The organism is Paraburkholderia sp. LEh10 (genome assembly GCF_017814945.1).
Lineage (GTDB): Bacteria > Pseudomonadota > Gammaproteobacteria > Burkholderiales > Burkholderiaceae > Paraburkholderia.
Genome location: NZ_JAGIPX010000111.1, coordinates 1 through 16,942, shown reverse-complemented (window position 1 = coordinate 16,942; position 16,942 = coordinate 1). Strand labels below are relative to the sequence as shown.

General features: G+C 61.4%; 18 protein-coding genes and 2 pseudogenes. 10 read left to right on the top strand and 10 right to left on the bottom strand.

What is annotated here, in order from left to right:
• Window positions 1-67 precede the first annotated feature (67 nt).
• Together J8I87_RS41290 and J8I87_RS41285 are read right to left on the bottom strand one after the other, a co-directional pair.
• Window positions 68-580 (bottom strand): annotated as a pseudogene (locus J8I87_RS41290) (IS6 family transposase); the annotation flags it as partial.
• A 669-nt stretch (window positions 581-1,249) separates the two neighbouring features.
• Window positions 1,250-1,465, bottom strand: a complete 216-nt coding sequence (locus J8I87_RS41285; RefSeq protein WP_209938270.1) for a hypothetical protein — start codon at window positions 1,463-1,465, stop codon at window positions 1,250-1,252.
• Window positions 1,466-2,028: 563 nt separating this feature from the next.
• On the opposite strand from J8I87_RS41285, the gene J8I87_RS41280 reads away from it, so the two are divergent.
• On the top strand, window positions 2,029-2,469 hold the full coding sequence (locus J8I87_RS41280; RefSeq protein WP_209938269.1) for a PleD family two-component system response regulator: 441 nt from the start codon (window positions 2,029-2,031) through the stop codon (window positions 2,467-2,469).
• A gap of 233 nt (window positions 2,470-2,702) precedes the next feature.
• Here J8I87_RS41280 and J8I87_RS41275 read toward each other — a convergent pair whose 3' ends face one another.
• Together J8I87_RS41275 and J8I87_RS41270 are read right to left on the bottom strand one after the other, a co-directional pair.
• Window positions 2,703-3,830 (bottom strand): sensor histidine kinase, encoded by a 1,128-nt coding sequence (locus tag J8I87_RS41275; protein WP_209938268.1) that lies wholly within the window; start codon window positions 3,828-3,830, stop codon window positions 2,703-2,705.
• Window positions 3,831-4,028: 198 nt separating this feature from the next.
• The gene (locus J8I87_RS41270; RefSeq protein WP_209938267.1) at window positions 4,029-4,970 is read right to left on the bottom strand and encodes a LysR family transcriptional regulator; all 942 of its coding nucleotides are present in this window, start codon (window positions 4,968-4,970) and stop codon (window positions 4,029-4,031) included.
• A gap of 146 nt (window positions 4,971-5,116) precedes the next feature.
• Here J8I87_RS41270 and J8I87_RS41265 point away from each other — a divergent pair, with 146 nt between their 5' ends.
• Together J8I87_RS41265 and J8I87_RS41260 are read left to right on the top strand one after the other, a co-directional pair.
• On the top strand, window positions 5,117-5,881 hold the full coding sequence (locus J8I87_RS41265) for a molybdate ABC transporter substrate-binding protein (RefSeq protein ID WP_209938266.1): 765 nt from the start codon (window positions 5,117-5,119) through the stop codon (window positions 5,879-5,881).
• A gap of 455 nt (window positions 5,882-6,336) precedes the next feature.
• Window positions 6,337-6,849 (top strand): lipocalin-like domain-containing protein, encoded by a 513-nt coding sequence (locus J8I87_RS41260; protein WP_209938265.1) that lies wholly within the window; start codon window positions 6,337-6,339, stop codon window positions 6,847-6,849.
• A gap of 403 nt (window positions 6,850-7,252) precedes the next feature.
• Here J8I87_RS41260 and J8I87_RS41255 read toward each other — a convergent pair whose 3' ends face one another.
• From J8I87_RS41255 to J8I87_RS41235, 5 genes are all read right to left on the bottom strand, one after another.
• A complete protein-coding gene (locus J8I87_RS41255; RefSeq protein ID WP_209938264.1) occupies window positions 7,253-8,332 on the bottom strand; it encodes a 3-oxoacyl-ACP synthase III family protein in 1,080 nt (359 codons plus the stop codon).
• Entirely contained in the window at window positions 8,329-9,045 is a 717-nt protein-coding gene (locus J8I87_RS41250; RefSeq protein WP_209938262.1) for a hypothetical protein, read from the bottom strand. The genes J8I87_RS41255 and J8I87_RS41250 overlap by 4 nt, the downstream gene beginning before the upstream one ends.
• A gap of 151 nt (window positions 9,046-9,196) precedes the next feature.
• Complete coding sequence (locus J8I87_RS41245; RefSeq protein ID WP_209938260.1) at window positions 9,197-9,925, bottom strand: cytochrome c biogenesis CcdA family protein; 729 nt, start codon at window positions 9,923-9,925, stop codon at window positions 9,197-9,199.
• Between the two features lie 2 nt (window positions 9,926-9,927).
• On the bottom strand, window positions 9,928-10,317 hold the full coding sequence (locus tag J8I87_RS41240; protein ID WP_209938259.1) for a thioredoxin family protein: 390 nt from the start codon (window positions 10,315-10,317) through the stop codon (window positions 9,928-9,930).
• A 496-nt stretch (window positions 10,318-10,813) separates the two neighbouring features.
• Window positions 10,814-11,101: a hypothetical protein gene (locus J8I87_RS41235; RefSeq protein WP_209938258.1), complete on the bottom strand. Its 288-nt coding sequence runs from the start codon at window positions 11,099-11,101 to the stop codon at window positions 10,814-10,816.
• A 376-nt stretch (window positions 11,102-11,477) separates the two neighbouring features.
• Between J8I87_RS41235 and J8I87_RS41230 the strand changes: the two genes are divergently transcribed.
• From J8I87_RS41230 to J8I87_RS41200, 7 genes are all read left to right on the top strand, one after another.
• Window positions 11,478-12,119 carry a DUF1109 domain-containing protein gene (locus J8I87_RS41230; protein WP_209938257.1) on the top strand — a complete coding sequence of 214 codons (642 nt, stop codon included), beginning with the start codon at window positions 11,478-11,480 and terminating at the stop codon, window positions 12,117-12,119.
• Window positions 12,113-12,679 carry a sigma-70 family RNA polymerase sigma factor gene (locus J8I87_RS41225; protein ID WP_245254552.1) on the top strand — a complete coding sequence of 189 codons (567 nt, stop codon included), beginning with the start codon at window positions 12,113-12,115 and terminating at the stop codon, window positions 12,677-12,679. The genes J8I87_RS41230 and J8I87_RS41225 overlap by 7 nt, the downstream gene beginning before the upstream one ends.
• A 165-nt stretch (window positions 12,680-12,844) precedes the next feature.
• Window positions 12,845-13,150, top strand: coding sequence for a DUF2282 domain-containing protein (locus J8I87_RS41220; RefSeq protein ID WP_209938253.1), 306 nt, complete (start codon window positions 12,845-12,847; stop codon window positions 13,148-13,150).
• A 31-nt stretch (window positions 13,151-13,181) separates the two neighbouring features.
• Window positions 13,182-14,105 (top strand): DUF692 domain-containing protein, encoded by a 924-nt coding sequence (locus J8I87_RS41215; protein ID WP_209938251.1) that lies wholly within the window; start codon window positions 13,182-13,184, stop codon window positions 14,103-14,105.
• A complete protein-coding gene (locus tag J8I87_RS41210; RefSeq protein ID WP_209938249.1) occupies window positions 14,095-14,874 on the top strand; it encodes a DNA-binding domain-containing protein in 780 nt (259 codons plus the stop codon). Before J8I87_RS41215 ends, J8I87_RS41210 begins: the two co-directional genes overlap by 11 nt.
• Before the next feature lie 5 nt (window positions 14,875-14,879).
• Window positions 14,880-15,383, top strand: a complete 504-nt coding sequence (locus tag J8I87_RS41205; protein WP_209938246.1) for a DoxX family protein — start codon at window positions 14,880-14,882, stop codon at window positions 15,381-15,383.
• On the top strand, window positions 15,380-16,021 hold the full coding sequence (locus J8I87_RS41200; protein WP_209938245.1) for a DUF1109 domain-containing protein: 642 nt from the start codon (window positions 15,380-15,382) through the stop codon (window positions 16,019-16,021). The genes J8I87_RS41205 and J8I87_RS41200 overlap by 4 nt, the downstream gene beginning before the upstream one ends.
• Before the next feature lie 616 nt (window positions 16,022-16,637).
• Here J8I87_RS41200 and J8I87_RS41195 read toward each other — a convergent pair.
• A pseudogene (locus J8I87_RS41195) lies at window positions 16,638-16,942 on the bottom strand (hypothetical protein); the annotation flags it as partial.

Sequence of the window (16,942 nt, the reverse complement as noted above, 5' to 3'; positions counted from 1 at the left end):
CTGCTCAACGCCCAATGGAGGCTAAATCACATTCAATCTCTGACTGCAGATCTGTCCGCTGAACCGGGTCACCCTCATTGTTCACGCGAGCTGCTGCCTTGACGAACACATGTTTGACGTTCGTCAGTTCAGGGATGTCGGCCTTCGCTGCCGGGTAGCTGCGAAGCTGATCGGTGACGATCTTGCGCGGCACCGGGCATGAACGAAGCACGCGTCTGAAGAACCGTTCTGCGGCCGCCTTGTCCCGCCGTTTCTGCACCAGGATGTCGAGTTCGGCGCCATGCTCATCAACCGCACGCCATAGCAGGTAAGGCTCACCACGCAACGATACGAACATTTCATCAAGATGCCATGTGGTGCCCGTCCTCCGGCGAGCCGCCTTGACGCGACGTGCGAAGCCTGCACCAAACTTCTCGCACCACCGGCGGACCGTCTCGTAGCTCACGACTACGCCGCGTTCAAATAGCAGCTCTTCGATGTCGCGCAGACTCAACTGAAATCGAAAGTACCAGCGAACCGCACAACTGATGACGACTGCGGGAAAGCGATGGCCGTGATAGAGCGATTTCGTCTTTTTCATCACCACATGTTACGCGACCAGCTCAGCAACGTGACAACGCCTGTACAGCAGGTGCGACTCGCGTTCGAGTTGAGCAAACGCCGAATTCTAGGGAGCGTGCAACGATATGGAGCAGCATCTGCAACAGGCGAGCGCATAACGCTCTCGGTCGCAGATCTTCAGCGCGTGACGCCCGAACTCGACTACTTCGGAGCATAAATGTCGACAGACAGCGCTTAGCCAACCTCTGCGTGACGGCGATGGGCCGCGCGCGACCCACATCCGCCTTTCGTTCCGTCGGAGATCAACGGCCGGTCTCAGAAGCAAAGCTGTCATCTGTCTGTCATGCGACTCCTCCGACGCTGCCGGCCGCAACCGTATGCCGTCTGTTCCAGCACAATAAGGAACGCAGCACGGTACGCACATAAACCCGCGAGACCGTCGTTAGAACTCACGTGCATAGCCACCTTGCTCGCGCGGCCCGTGACTTCACTCCTTGCGGCCGCCAAGGAAACGGGACGCCCGCCGTCGGCGTATTGATCATCAAGATGCCTGATTGCTCTTGGCGTTTTGAAATGGCTCGCGTATCTCAACGTAGGCGTGCAAACACCCGCTGAAGAATCGACGCGTTAAGCCTGATGAGGCTATGAATGGCTCATCAAAACTTGGCAGATAGCACTGCCAGGCCTTTCATCTTCCTTGGCAACGAAGAATTCTCCCCTGCAATGCTCGCCAGTGTTCGAGTTCGCGTTCGACGGTCTCAAGATCTGTCCGGTCAATAAACCGACCTATCTCATCCGTAACGCGAAGCTGCGCGACTAACCGCCGATATTCCACGTCCGCAGACAGGTTGCTAATGTGTGCACGGGCCAGTTCCGCCAGTTTTGCCAATGAATATTCTTCCATTCAGATTCTCCACGTGACAGGTCCATTTCGAAGCTGCGTTTGCATGCTTCAAGATCACCGACAACGTTAGGCGTCGGCATTAATCCCCTCCATCCCTGCACAGAAATCGGGCTTTTCAAAAATCACCTCCGGGCGCCAGAGGAAGTCGCTGCGAACGAATAACGCGCAATCACGCTCCCTTTGCGGCATCTGAGCGGGACGTGGCGCCGGCGCGTGGTGCAACGCCAGGAAGGCGGGAGGCAAACCAATGCTGCAATGCACCAACTGCCGCGCCTGGCTCCCTTCTCAGTGCCGTCGTCTCCACGGCGACGGTGGGAGGCCCGCTAGATGATTTTCAATCATCGTGGTCGCCGTGTTGCTCGACGCTATTCACGGTCTGCATGAGCAATTTACTGTCCCGTGACGCAGCTTACCTGCCTGTACCGACGCCGCGGTCGCACTTTTGCCGATTCATTGATTTTGATGAGCCGATCTTGCACTGCGCGATACGACGTTGCCGCTGGGAGCGCAGAGCTGGAATGGCCGATGCGCGCTAGCTGATGCCCGGAGACGATGTTCCGATCATGTCCACGATCCTTCTGGTCGACGATGACCTCGACAACCTCTGGCCATTGCAGCTCACGCTGGAGGGTCGTGGTCATCATGTCCTGCTGGCCGAAAATGGACAGGCGGCGATGGAGAAGTTGGTACGAGAGCCTGTTCAGCTCGTTGTAACCGACTGGCAGATGCCGCAAATGGACGGCATCGAGCTATGTCGTCGCATCCGGAGTCGGCCGTCGACGGCGGACGTGCCCGTCATTCTGCTTTCGGCAGCACCAGAACCGCCAGGTGATCGACGAGGATGGTTCTGTTTTTTTCGCAAGCCAGTCGATCCCGGCGTGCTACTGGAGCGGATTGACATGTTCGTTGCGCAGCGGCTGGCGAGCAGTCTTCGGAACGCGAGGGCTGACTGCGCCGAGCCTGCATGCCGATGGGCGGCACTAAACGCAAGGTGCTGGCCATAGGCTCCCTTCTCGACCCGTACGCCGTAAACCGTGTAAGCGAAAGCATCCGGCCGCCATCCGCACGTGAACCGTCGTGCCGGAGGTCAGAGCGTGCCGCTGCCGACAGCGAACGCACCTGACCGACCGTCTTTTCGATTCGGCGGGTGGATGACGGCTTTCCGCTCAGTACGTGCCCGCGACACCGACGTCGAGGGGGACACTCCTTCTTGCTGCAACGAACCAACAGTGCGTGGTTACGGTTCGCCAGCACGCGGGAGTGACACTGAAAATGAGGTCTCCGTCGCGTCGGACCGCGCTTCGATCATACCGTGATGGGCCTTGGCAATTTCGCTCGCAATATACAGCCCCAGTCCGAGACCACCCGTCGGGGCGGTTTCGCTCGGACGCTGCGGCCCCCGCACCAGGGGATCAAACATCCGGGCCAGCGTTGCGCGCTCGATGGCCGGTCCACGGTTACGAACGTCGATATGGATATGCGTCTCATCGCAGGTCACCACCACGCGCACCGGGGTGTCCTGTGCCCCATACCTGATGGCGTTGAGTACAAGGTTTCCGAGCAATTGCTGCAGCCGCTGGCCGTCCCAGACTCCCTGTGCATCACCCGTCACATGCAGCTCAATCTGCCTGTCAGGATGAATGGCACGCAACTCTTCCACCTCTTCAGCAAGCACGTCCGCGAGATTGACACGCGTGGGTATCACGTTGATACCCAAGCCCAGCCTGGTCCGATTGAAATCGCACAGATCATCGAGCAACGCCTGCATCCGGGCTCCGCTACGTATCAGGCGGCCTGCTGCGTCCGATACCCGCTCCCCGGCATTCAGTGCGTCCAGATACGACGCAGTCGCCTGAATCGCCTGGAGCGGGCTGCGCATGTCATGCCCCAGCATGCCGAGCAGGAGATTGCGGCTCTGCTCGACCTGCGCGCTGAAAAAGCCGACCGATTCCGCAAGTGCCTGATCGATCGCCTCATCGAAGCGAATCACGTCGTCCAGATGAGGCGCGTCGGGCTCGCATTCGTCCATCCACAAACGGAGTACGCTTGCGCGCAGCGCCCGATATTCGGCGGTGAGCTGGTTGATATTGAAGCCGGCCCGTGCCCTCAGAAGAGCGTGTGTTTGCGCGGCTGTTTCCGTTGCATCGATCGGAGTGGGGGCCCGCCCTATCGATTTTTCGTACTGGGCTTCCCTGGTCTGCGCAGTCCCCAGGTCTTTTGCAATGGCGCGCAGGATCTGCGGCGCATGGTCGCGTAACGCCGACGGTTCCAGATTTACTGCCGCCGGCACAAGGGAGGCGGCGAACGCCTCCCATTGCGCCAGAATCGGCTCCGTGTGTCGCAAGATAAAGTCAGCAAGTCGCATGTAGGCGTCTCCGGGGCGAAACGGGCTGTAGAATCTGATCGCTGTACCCATGTTACGCGCAAATTTGGGACGAACATCGACCGGAGGAGGCTGCGATCTCGGGGCCGGGAGCGGCCGTTCGCGCGACGCAACCGAACGTCTCAAATTGGCCGAACCCGGTCCCACGGCGAAATTGTCGCAGGCAGAAGAGTTCGACACCTACCGGGCAGAACCGAGCAATTTCGCCAGCGTTCGCGCATGATCCACAAACCGCTCGGCAACCGGACTTAGCGTGCGATTCTTCAGGGTAATTATCATCGTCGCTACCTTCCACGCTGGCAGATCGATCGGCAACACCTTGACCCATGACCGATCCGGGCCGAAACGCAGCAGCGAGTGCGGCATCACGGTCACGAATCGTCCGGTTTGCAGCAAGCTGCGGCGCAGATTGAGAGAGCCGGTAAGGACGCGGGCTGCCGGCAGTTCCGCGCCGGTCGCCACGAACGCCTCGACAACCGGCGAATGCTGACCGATTTCGTTGGCCGACAGAATCCACGGAGCGTCGATCAGGTCCCCCAGCGTCGGACGGCGTCGAGCCGCCCACTCGCTATCACTCGACACCACCACCCTGAGCTGTTCATGGAACAGTGGTTCGCCGTGCATGTCTGAGGCTGGGGCCGCCGCGAACGGTCTGGCGATAGCGAGCTCACAGAGACGGTCACGCAGGAAATGCGATTCCAGAACGGGCGCATCCCCCGATGCCACCGAGAAGACGAGCCGTGGATGTTGCCGGGACATTTTCTCGACGATTGCTGCAGCGAACCCTGCCGTGATCGTCTCAACGCACCCCACGTTAAGCTCGCCTGCGTCTGGATCGGCCAGTAATTCCATCTCACTGATGCTGAGACGCAACTCGTCGAAAATGGCTGTTCCGCGTTTGAGCAGCGCGCGGCCGAACGCCGTTGGCTCCACGCCATGCCGGCTGCGATCTACGAGTCGCACGCCGAGAATATTTTCCAGTTCTGATATTGCCTTTGAGACGGCCGGCTGGGACATATGGAGCTGCTCGGCGGCTTTGCGCATCCCGCCTGCAGTGACCACGGTCATCAACGTGTCCAGATCGCGCAGCTTAAGCTGGCGCCTGAGTCGATCACTGTCCATGTCAACTCCGTGTATTCGAATTCGTGATCACCTGATCGTGAATTGCAATTATCTGCTTATCGCCGGACCCACTACCATTCCCTTTACCACGTCATTGCAATGCGACGCCGTCCGCACCGACGACAGGATCGACCAGCGAGGCTGCCATGAAAATCCGTGTGATGGAGAGCATCTGTCTCGTCGTGCTGTTAGTCCTTACCCGCGCCGGTCTCGCCTGGGCCGAAGAGCTCAAGGTGCTGAGCACGCCCACCCTGAAGTCAACCCTGGAAGAGATGACTCCAACCGTCGAACAACAAACCGGCTGTCACCTGGTCACCCGGTTTGACAACGCGGCAACGTTGAAACAGCAGATAGAGGCAGGCGAAGCGTTTGACGTAGCCATCCTTCTACCTGAGCAGGTTGACGATCTGATCGCGCACGGCAGCATCGCCGCAGGCAGTCGCACCGACGTCGCGAAAGCGATGGTCGGCATGGCGACGCGCGCTGAGGTGCCCGCCCCGGATATCAGTACGGTCGACGCATTCAGGCAGGCCCTGCTCAATGCGCAAACGCTCTCGTGGTCGCCCGGGAGCGCCAGCGGCGCGTATCTCGTCAGTCTTCTCGACCGCCTGGGGATCGCGGAAACGGTAAAGCCACGTCTCGTACCCGTATCAGGTGGCCGAGTGGTTGAAGCGGTCGCGAACGGTACTGCCGATGCCACGGTCATTACGGTGCCCAACATCGTTGACGCACCGGGCGTCAAGCTGGCGGGGATTCTCCCCCGAGAGTTGCAGCACTACACGGTGTATACAGCTGGTGTCAGCGTTCGCACGGTCAACGCCGAAGCTTCGCAAGCGATAATCAGGCTTCTCATGGAGCCTCGGACGACCGCAATGCTGCAGAAAAAGGGCCTGGAGCGTGCAAGCCCGTGATCAAAGCTACCCGCGCCCAACTGCCGGTGCGCGTATTGGTTTGCGCGTGCGGCGACGGATGCGCGACATGCGCCGTGGAAGTACGTGAGGCGGCAACGCGCTCTCAGGCGGCGATCATTGCTGCTGGCCAACCGCGAACGGGCACTGTCGACTCCTTGTCGTCATTTGCGCCGCCGCGGCGCAAGACCATACTTAAAGTTCAACGTCCATTCGCGCACGCGCGGTCGCCTGCCGACTGTCGGCCACGGCCACTGCAATCATTCTCACCAGGTTGCCTCTCGCCCGCGACGAATAACCCGTTGCGAGGGAGCCATGGACGTCCACACCTATGCAGGAAAACGAGCCTATTTCGCTCGACACATTACAAGGTAACTTTGAAGCCGCTCGATAAGCGACCTTGCGATATTCGAAACAGCCGAGACACGACGACGAACGTTCTCTCGAGGAGAAGCGTGATGAGTCAAATGAGCCCTTTCACCCGTAATACTTTGGCGGTGTTGCTGGGTATATCGATTTCATACACAGGCGTCGCCGCCCGAGCTGAGACGCTGAATGAACAGGTCGCCGGAACGTGGGCCTACGTATCGGTCGATACCGTGCGCCCGGACGGCAGCCGGCAACCGATGTTCGGCACCAATCCGCAAGGACTCGCGATCTTCGACGGGAGCGGCCACTATGTTCTGATGACATCTCGCGCCGACATCGCAAAGTTTGAGTCCGCCAACCGGATGAAGGGCACGCCTGACGAAAACAGGTCCGTCGTGCAAGGATCGATCGCTCACTTCGGCACATACACCGTGGACGAAGCTGACAAGACAATCACTTTCCATGTCGCCGCCAGCACGTTTCCGAACTGGAATGGAGCCGAGCAAAAGCGGCCATTCGTCATCAGTGGAGACAAACTCAAGTGGACGGCGTCGGCTTCTAGCGGTGGCACGGCCGAGGTGGTCCTGCGGCGCCTTAAATGACGTATTCGCGTTCGATCGTAGCTCTGCGCACAGGGCCAGGCGAATGATCGACAAGGCCGATAAAGGAACGTTCAAAATCGCGAATCGAACGGCCGCTTCCTGGGTGGAACCGACGTCTGAATGTCCAAGCGCCGGCGCGGGCGAACGACGCTTCATGGCACGATAGTTGCCAATTCATGTGCAATCGGCGCGAGCGTTGCGCGAATGGCAGCGCACGACCCGGACCAGCCGTTGGAGTTGGTGTGGCCTGAGCGGCGGCTTCCGAGGTCCAAGGGTCATTCGCGCATGCGTGCGGCCCGTAACGTTTCCTGCGTTACGGCCGGGCCGGGAAGGCCATAGCGATGACTTCCTCCGCACTGAGCCGAAAACCTCATCCTATTCGAGCCCGCGCTCCGCTCAAGTATTAGCCATGCTCATACAAGAATCCGCCATGCATATACTTGGTGGCTTCGGCGCCCAGCGTAAGCACGCGGGTGCCGCTCGGCAATCCGCGCGCTCGTAGTTGAGAAAGCGCCAGCCAAATCGCTGCAGATCCTGTATTACCAATTTGACGCGCGTTGACGAATATCTTGTTAAGTGGAATGTCGAAATGCGCTGCAAGCTGCACGCCAATGCGCCCGTTTGCTTGATGCGGAATGATCCAGTCAACCGTGCCTGGCGTAACCCCTTGGCAAGCCGCCGCCGCCAGACCTTCTTCGAACAGCCCTGCTCCAGTCTCCGCAATCCGGCCGTAATCATGGCTGAACCTGAGCGGCCAAGAGGCAGACGCGGCACAATCGGAGCCGCCAGTGCGCATCTCGAGCCCGGGGGACTTGCCCAAACCAATGGAGCCGAACCAACCTGCCCGCAATCGATGCGGCCCCTGATCCGAAGGCGCCAACACGATGGCTGCCGCACCGTCGCCCATCTGGACGAGACTGACTCGCTGGTCCCGGTCAGTCGCGGCGCGGGCCGGATCAAAAAAGAGCGAGCCGGTCTCCGATCCCACAATCGCCACCGGTCGCGCACCCGCGGGCGTCAGCAGCCCGAAGGCGATCACCAGTGCGTTTGCGAATCCAGTGCATGCCTGGCGCAGTTCGAGATGCGGCCCAGCGTAGTCAAGTTCGTCCGCCACCAGCGCAATATTGGACGGCAATGGCTGCGCGGGCGTGGCGGTATGGCCGATCAAATAACCGAGGTCACCCACTGTAAGACCTGCCTCGTCGAGTGCGATGCGTATAGCGTTTGCCGCAAGCTCGGGGTTGCGTGCGCCAGGTTCAGGAGCCTCGACGCGGGCCCGGAACGCGCGGCTGATATGACGCGTCTCAATTGCCAGCCGCCGCGCCGTTGCGCTTATCGCGCGCGAAGACAGCCCGGGTGCGAACGGGGCCACCAGGTCAAATAATTGTTCGTTACCGACCGGTGGCCCAGGTAAAGAAAACCCTGTGCCCAGAACAGCAACACTGCCGTTCGCGTACCAATTCCGGGTGGATGCTGTAGTCATAGCAAGCCATTCGGCAAGCGCGCGACATGGCGGATGAGCGCGTCTGGATCAATACAAAGTCCTTCGAATGCCGCGCCTCGCAGGCGCAACAAATCCGCGAGCGACAGCCGTGCGGCCGCGGCAGCGTGGTGCATTCGATCGCTTGTTCCGAGTGCGCGGACAAGGGTTCTCGCCACTGCAACATGATGCGCCTCATCATGACGAATACGCTGAAACAGTTGGACGGTCACTTCATCATGCGCGAGCGCTGCGCGAGACGCGATCAGGCGTGACAGAATTGTACAAGCGGCCGCATCGATCGCCGCAATCCGCGCGAGATGCAGCGCCCGCCCGTGGGCCGCCAGGTGGATATGGAATCGGCGCGCGGCGCGGCGGAGTTCTGCCGCATCCCGGGACGGTGGCAGCATGACAGCGAGTTGCTGCAATAGCGATTCGTGAACATGCTCTTCCATTTCAATTCGCCGCAACGCCATCGTCGTTTCAGTGTCGCTGCCCGCTTGATCGGCCAGCCGATGAAAGGCGATCGTTGCAGCTTCCTCGCCGCAGCTAAGCAATGGCAAAACATCGGCCAGGGCTTGTGCGGTGAGCTCATCGAGGCGCGGTGCAGCCACATGGGGTACTGGTAGGACATCTGCTGGGCGCGACAAGAGAAAGCACACGCCTGATGCGGAACTCACGGCAACCTGTTCCACCTTGTCCACAACAACGCGCATTTGCAACTTCCTGTCGAAAATTGGCTGACACGTCGGTCCGACGTACCTGGTCGCCTCAACCTGGAACGACGACGCCAGGAACCTCTTTACGATTTCCGGATATGAAAGCCGAGGTTCGGTCTGCCGAGAGGTCCGGAAAGATTTAAATCCTTCAAAATCGGGCGACCAGATCAGTCAGCCATTGCGGCGAGATAGTGAGAGCGACTCCTTCAAGTTGGTGATCAAGCCCCGTAATGATTAGCAAACCAACCGCGATCAGCAAGCCGCCGAGTATCTGCTTACTGCTTCCTCCAACACGCATCAATCTGCCGCGCCACCGACTCAACATGCTACGTGCCGCGACTGCGAGGGCGAGCAATGCCGACGCGATTCCAAGTCCAAAGGCCATCATCACTAACGCGGCTTCGCCCAGATTCTTTCCCTGACTGGCAAGTACCGTCGCTGCACCGAGCGTTGGTCCGACACAGGGACTCCAAACCAGGCCAAGCAACGCCCCGATCGCGGCCTGGCCGATGAGGCCATAGCGATCCAATGCCGTCTGGCTGTGGCTCGCCCAGTTGGCGATCGGGGCGACGATCCGGTTGAACAAAACCTGGGCGCGATCGACCAACGTCACAATCCCGATCAGGATCAAAGCTACTGCGCCGATGGAGCGGACGAGATCGGCGTCCGGGGCAGCGGAGACTCCTGATGCCGCAAGAGCGAGACCCAACGATGTGAATGACAGGACCAGTCCGCCCATGAGTGCGAACGGGCCGAAGCGGCCTCTTTGCGCCGCACTCCCCAGCACGATCGGCACGAGCGGAAGCACGCATGGCGAAAGGATTGTCAGTGCGCCTGCCGCAAAGCCCAGCGGCAGCAGGTCTAGAGCCGCGGACATGGCTACTGCACAGCACTCTTAAGCAATGTCTGGATCTTCCCGGGATCTGTCTGGAAGATGATGCGACCCGTCTCGGTCGCGCCCTTGAACGCAATCAACGTACCCTGTCTGGAAACGCTGAACCGTCTCAACTCGGACTTTTGACGATCGTAGTTGAGCTCGAAAACGACGAGCTTGTCGTACGCCGGCGCGGCGACAATCTTGTTGATCGTATGCCTTTGTGATGCACATACAGGGCACCACCACGCCCGAACGTCGACAAGCACCGGCTCGCCAGCGGCTTGAGCGGAAGCGAATGCTGCGGTATCGAATTCGCGAAATTCGGCAGCTTGAGCTGCTGTAGAAAGTAACATTGCCGTGCTCAATACGGCCGCGGGGCGAAAGATGTTCATGGGGACACTCCCTGGGGGCATTGCACTGTCAATCCGGAGTGATTGGTCCGCCAGTCACTTCGTCGTCGTCGCTGACGCGGTTGCTCCGGCTTCTAAAATGGACCAACGGCGACTCTGACTGGTAATTCGCCCTATCTTCGGCGCCGGTTACAGCAGTTCGACTATTTTTATACTTCCTCTACGCCGTAGAGTGTTCTCGCACATGGGCGAAGACGAGTTGACCGAGCCAGATCCTGGCGATCAAAAATCGGCCAAGGCGTACAAACGGTGCACGCGGCTAAGCGGAAACCGATGACGCGTTTGAAAATGTCTCGAATCATGGTGATACGAGAACTCAGTTAGTGAAGGGCACCCATGTGCAGGTATCAACGGCGCGAGGCCCCACGGCCGGTTTTCGGCGTGAACCTGCGGCGCATCGGGATGCGAAGCGGCGCCGTTGGACTGCAATGACCGGCTCGGGATCGGAAAGCCGATCTTAAGGCTCTCCTCAGCCGCGTCAATGACCGCGGTAAAGCCCTTGAGGACCGTCGTCCTGTCCGCGGAACGGAGGCCGGCTGCCCGAGCGCGAAATCGAGGATTCGGGCACACCGCCGACAGCGCTTTGCATCGCGGCTGCCGTGTTCTGCTCCTCAGCGAGCGTGCGCGCGCTCTGCCCGCCTTGCGACGACGGCGCGCCGACCTCAGGGCTATAAAACGGGGCGGGACCATAGCCGCTTGCGAAAGCGGGAGCAGCCAGCGAAGCGGTAGCTGCAAGCAACAGCGTGGCGATGAGCTTGGACTTCATGACGACCTCCAAAAAACTGTGATTGCTGGAATGCGCCTGGATCGGATCTGATGCACTTGCATTCCGGAAAGTAATTCGGAGAAGCTCAAGAACGGGTTACAGCACGTCTGAAATCTTTTGCGCTTCAGTCGACGACTGACGTTCACCGCGCGACTTGCCGACTGGTACAACATCCCGTAGATAGATTGGCTAACTAACTGCCTTGTTTATCACGGCGGATGGTGTCATGTTGCGGTTGTGCGTGCCGCGGACGCTCAAGCGCCGCGCGAGCGGTGCGGGGCACCGGGTCGCACGGCGTGCCCTGCAAAAGATTTCGGTCAGCTGTAACCGAACGCGGCCGCCAACCGAACTAGTTAGTCATTGCAGGTAGAACGATATGGAAACCGACCGTCTGGTCTCGCTGCTCGCCGCCGACGTCACGCCCGTCGATCCGCATGCGGGTGCACGGCGTTTCGGCTGGGCGCTGCTCGCCGGCGCGACCGGCGCAACACTGCTCATGTTGATCTTCTACGGTCCTCGGCCCGATCTGCGCGAGATGCTCGTCACGCCGCTCTTCTGGGCCAAGGTGGCGTTCCCGATCGCGCTCGCCGCAGGCTCGCTTCTCGTCACCGCGCGCCTTTCGCGGCCCGGCGCTGCCGTGCGCTCGGCATGGGCCGGGATTGCCGTTCCCGTCGGCGTCGTCTGGCTTGCGGGCCTGGCCGTGTTCTGGCTCGCGCCTTCCGCGCAGCGCGCCGAACTGCTTTTTGGCCATACCTGGCGAACTTGTCCGTTGAACATCGCCTTCCTTTCGGTACCCGGCTTCGCTGCGGCGCTTTGGGCCGTGCGCGGGCTCGCGCCGACGCGGCTGCGGCTCGCGGGCGCGGCCGCCGGCGCGCTCGCAAGCGCTACCGGGACCGTCGCCTATAGCGTCCATTGTCCGGAAATGGGGGTGCCGTTCTGGGCCGTCTGGTACGTCATCGGCATGGCGCTTCCCGCCGTGGCGGGCGCGCTTCTCGGGCCGCGATACCTGCGATGGTAGAAGGCCGACCGACCGTGCATTCGACAGAGACGCGACTGAGAGCCCTGCTCATCAGCAGCATGAGCGGCGACGCCGTGGCCTATCACACTTTCCTGAGCGAGCTGACGCGCCACTTGCGTGGCTACCTGCGCAAACGCATTCCTCAGCTCACCGACGACGTCGAGGATCTCGTCCAGGAGATCCTGCTTGCCGTCCACAATGGACGCCACACCTACCGGCCCGAGGAGCCGCTGACAGCGTGGGTTCACGCGATCGCGCGCTACAAGCTGATGGATTTCTTCAGGGCACGGGCGCGCCGCGAATCGCTGCACGATTCCATCGACGATCACCTCGACATCTTCTGCGCGCCGGACGACGAACCATTGGCGGCACGCCGCGACATCGGCAAGCTGCTCGATCAGCTGCCCGACAAGCAGCGCTTGCCGATTCTGCATGTGAAGCTCGAGGGTCTGTCGGTCGCCGAGACCGCGCAGCTGACAGGGCTCTCGGAATCGGCCGTCAAGGTCGGCGTGCATCGCGGCCTCAAGGCACTCGCGGCCAGGCTGCGCGGGGTTGCTTAAGTCGTTGCGCGCCTGAAGCCAGCAACTCTCCTTCACCCCGACACCTGCACTGCAACTTCACGAATCAAAGAATTTCGCGTTCGCTGTAACCTGGCATCGATATCCGGCGAACTAACTGGCGTATCCGCCACGGATACCTCCCATTCCTACTATTGGAGAGATTTCATGTCCGCAAAGATCAATGTCAGTGCTGCCCTGCTTGCCAGCGCAGTTGCAGGCCTTCTCGCATCGGCGGCGCATGCCGCGCCGCTCACCAAGGCGGAAGAAAGTGCCGCCCTCGCGGCTCACAAGGAAAAGTGCTACGGCGTCGCGCTGAAGGGGCAAAACGATTGCAAGGCCGGCCCGGGCACGAGCTGCCAGGGTACGTCGGCGGCCGACTTCCAGGGCAACTCGTGGAAGTTCGTTCAGGCTGGCACGTGCACGAGCATTCAGGTGCCGGGCGGCGGCCACGGCTCGCTCACGCCGACCTGATCGCGCAAACGACAAGAGGGACGGGACGACCATGAGCGATTCCACCATACCAGCGGCGGCAAATTCGTTTGGCCGTCCCCGCCGTCCGGCGCCCGGCGCAGCCGGGCTTGCCGGCACCAGCTTCAAGCACGTACACCTCGCCGCGATTCTCGAAGACGGCCTGCAAGGCGGATTCTTCGAGGTTCACGCCGAGAACTACATGGGCGCGGGCGGACCGCCGCATCGGGCGCTTGCCGCGATCCGCGAGCGCTACCCGATCTCCCTTCACGGCGTATGCATGTCGATCGGCGGGCCGGACGCGCTCGACGTCCGTCACCTCGCGCGCTTTCGCGAACTGGTGGAGCGCTACGAACCCACGCTCGTTTCCGAACATCTCGCGTGGTCCTCGCACGGCGGGACGTTCTTCAACGACCTCCTGCCGCTGCCCTACACGAAAGCCACGCTCGACAAGGTGTGTGAGCACATCGACCAGGTTCAGGAAGCCATCCGGCGTTCGATGCTGCTCGAAAACCCGTCCACCTATGTCGCGTTTGCGTCGTCGACAATGAGCGAGCCGGATTTCATCCGCGCAGTCGCGCAACGGACGGGTTGCGGTCTGCTGCTGGACGTCAACAACGTTTTCGTCTCGGCGGTCAATCATGATTATCCGGCACACGCCTACCTCGCGGAATTTCCGCTCGAATACGTGGGCGAAATTCATCTGGCCGGCTACAGCGAGCAGCATGACGACGAAAACGCACTGCTGCTCATCGACAGTCACGACCGGGCCATCGCCGATCCGGTCTGGGACCTCTACCGGCAGGTCGTGGCGCGCACCGGGCCAATACCGACGCTGATCGAGTGGGACAGCGATCTCCCTGCGTGGCCCGAACTGCGGGCGCAGGCGCTGGCGGCCCGACGGATCGTCTCGGAACACGAAACGCCGCTCGTGGAGCATACCGGCCATGAAGCCTGAGTATCGTCCTCTCGACTATGCGACCGCGTTCGCGCCGGGTTTGACGAACCCGGAGACAACGGCACCCGAAGACGTCGTGGCCGCGCGCGGAAAAGGCGTGGTCAAGCGATACAACGTCTATCGCAACAACGTCACGGTCAGCCTCATCGACGCGCTGGCCGCCATCTATCCCGCCGTCCAGCGCATCACGGGCGTCGAGTTCTTCCGCGCGATGGCGCGCTTTCACGTCCGCGCCACGCCGCCGGTTTCGCCGCTGTTGTTCGAGTACGGGCGGGATTTCCCCTCGTTCATCGAGTCGTACGAATACGCACGCGACATGCCCTGGCTCGCGGATACGGCGCGCATCGAACGCGCCTGGCTGGACGCGTATCACGCGGCGGACGCCGCGACGCTCAAGGCTGAGGCTTTGGTGAGCGTCGATCCGTCATCGTTGGCGCACGTGCGATTCATCCCGCACCCAGCCGCGCGAATCGTGCGGTCGCGCTATCCGGCCGTTGCGATCTTCGCGATGAACCGCACGGACGGCCCCGTCTCCCCGCTGTGTTCGAGCGATGCGGAAGATGCGCTCGTCACGCGTCCGGACGAGGACGTGATCGTTTCGCGTCTGCCCGCCGGCGACGCGGCCTTCCTCATCGCGCTCATCGAGGGCGAGCCGCTCGGCGCCGCGGCCGAGGCGGCCTTCGAAGAGACCGATTCCTTCGACCTGCCGGGCACTCTGGCAGCGATGATTCCAGCCGGCGTGTTTACCGGCATCCAACGGGGAGCGTAACCAGGATGTCCACTCGACAAGACTCCAGACTGTCCTTCCCGCGCATGGTCGCGAATGCAATCGTGCGCGCGCAACGCCTCGTCGAACGGCTCGCGCAACCGTGGTTCGTGCAACTTGTGCTGCGCATTGCGCTGGCCGTTCCGTTCTGGAAATCGGGCATCCTCAAATGGCACGGTTTCCTGCAACTCAACGATACGGCCATCGAGCTCTTCACCGATGAATTCCGGCTGCATCTGCCGGGCGGCCCGTATCCGTTTCCGGCTCCGGCCTTCTTCGCCTTCCTGTCCGCTTGCGGAGAGGTCACGTTTCCGGTGCTGCTCGTGCTCGGCTTCGGCACGCGGTTCGCCGCTGCGGGTCTGCTACTGATGACTTGCATCATCGAATTGACCGTGCCGGACGGCTGGCCGATTCACATCACCTGGGCAGCCATGGCGCTGGGCATCGCCGCGTGGGGACCGGGTCTGATTTCGATTGACTATCTGCTTGGAGACCGTGCGAACAGGTCATGAAAACGCGAGATCTGGTCACCCGGCTAGCCGGCGACATCTCGCCGGTCGAGCGCAACGCCGTCCCCATGCTGCTCAATCGCGCGCTGATGCTCGGCCTCGCCGGCAGCACGGTCCTGCTGGTCGCGCTGTACGGTGTCCGAAGCGACATGCCGGATCTGATCCTCACGACGATGTTCTGGGTGCGCCTTGTCTTCCCGCTCGCGATTATCGCTGCGGCCATGAAGCTCGCGGAGCGGCTCGGACGCCCCGGCGCGCCGCTCAAGTTCGCCTGGTTCGCGGTCGCGCTGCCCATCGTCACGATGCTGCTCGCCACCGGAGGTATTCTGATGGCAACGCCGCCGGGCTACCGGCTTCAGCTGATGCTCGGCACGACATGGCGCACCACGACGGCGAGCGTCGTGATGCTGTCTTTTCCGTCGCTCACCGCCATGATGCACGCCATGAAGCAGCTCGCGCCTACCCGCCTCGCGCTGGCCGGCGCGGGCGCCGGCCTGCTGGCCGGCGCACAGGGGCTGCTCGTTTACTCGCTCTATTGCTCGGAGATGGCCGTGCCGTTCTGGGGCGTCTGGTACGTGCTCGCGATCGCCATTACCACCGCCATCGGTGCGGCCATCGCGCCGCATTGCCTGCGTTGGTGACGTTCGCGGTTTGCGGTGGCTTCGGCACGTTCGCCGCCCGATTGGGTTCGCGACGTTAGAGTCGAGGACCGGTTCGCCCGTCGTGCGGGTCTCGTCGGTTTCAGGCGTGGCGATACAGAGGTGGTCCTGCCCGATGGTCGCGATGATGCAACGTTCATCGTCGCGACTGGAACGGCCGTTTATGGGGCGGAGCTGACCTCTGAGTGTCCGAACAACGATGGGAGCGAATGACCCTTCATGGCCGAACTGTGCCTCATGCGTCCGACTCGGATCGGTCCGTTCAGCCTCTCAGCCTGTCGTAGCCGCAACGCTGACACCAATACTTGGCGAAACGGAAGCAGGCTTCGCGCTAGCGGACCCGAGCCGGCGTGGAGTGCCCACTTTCGGAATCCGCATTGTCGTCACGAACGGGCGCGACCTCGTCGGTCCCGGTGATGGCCGGAAGCAAGATGAAGTCACGATAAGGATCGGGCATCGCTGCCACGGCGTGCAACGTCATGCGTGTCGCCCGGCACATATCGGCAGGTGTCGCCGACAACGGATGAAGCGCCAGATAGCGATACCGTTCGATATTCCCCTCGAAACGGGAGCGTGATGCGGCTATCGCTGCAGCCCGTTATGGAAGTACACAATGACTAGCTGTGTGCACTGCGACGCCGTTTAAGACAAAGCGCCGCGTTGTTCGTAACCGCATCGCCTTCCTGGCTTCCGCCTTCTTGTGGTCATAAACCTTCTTCGCTGCCGCCACCTTTCTCTCATAGGCGCGATCGGCGGCGGCCTCCTCCTGACGCATCTTCACGATCGCGTCGTTGCTGCCGACGTTAGCGGCAGGTGCGGCCGGGGTTGAGCGTGAGCACGGAAGTCGATGGAAATTTGGGCCGTTTTTTGCAAATTGCGTGAGGGACGCAGGGGGATCTCCCT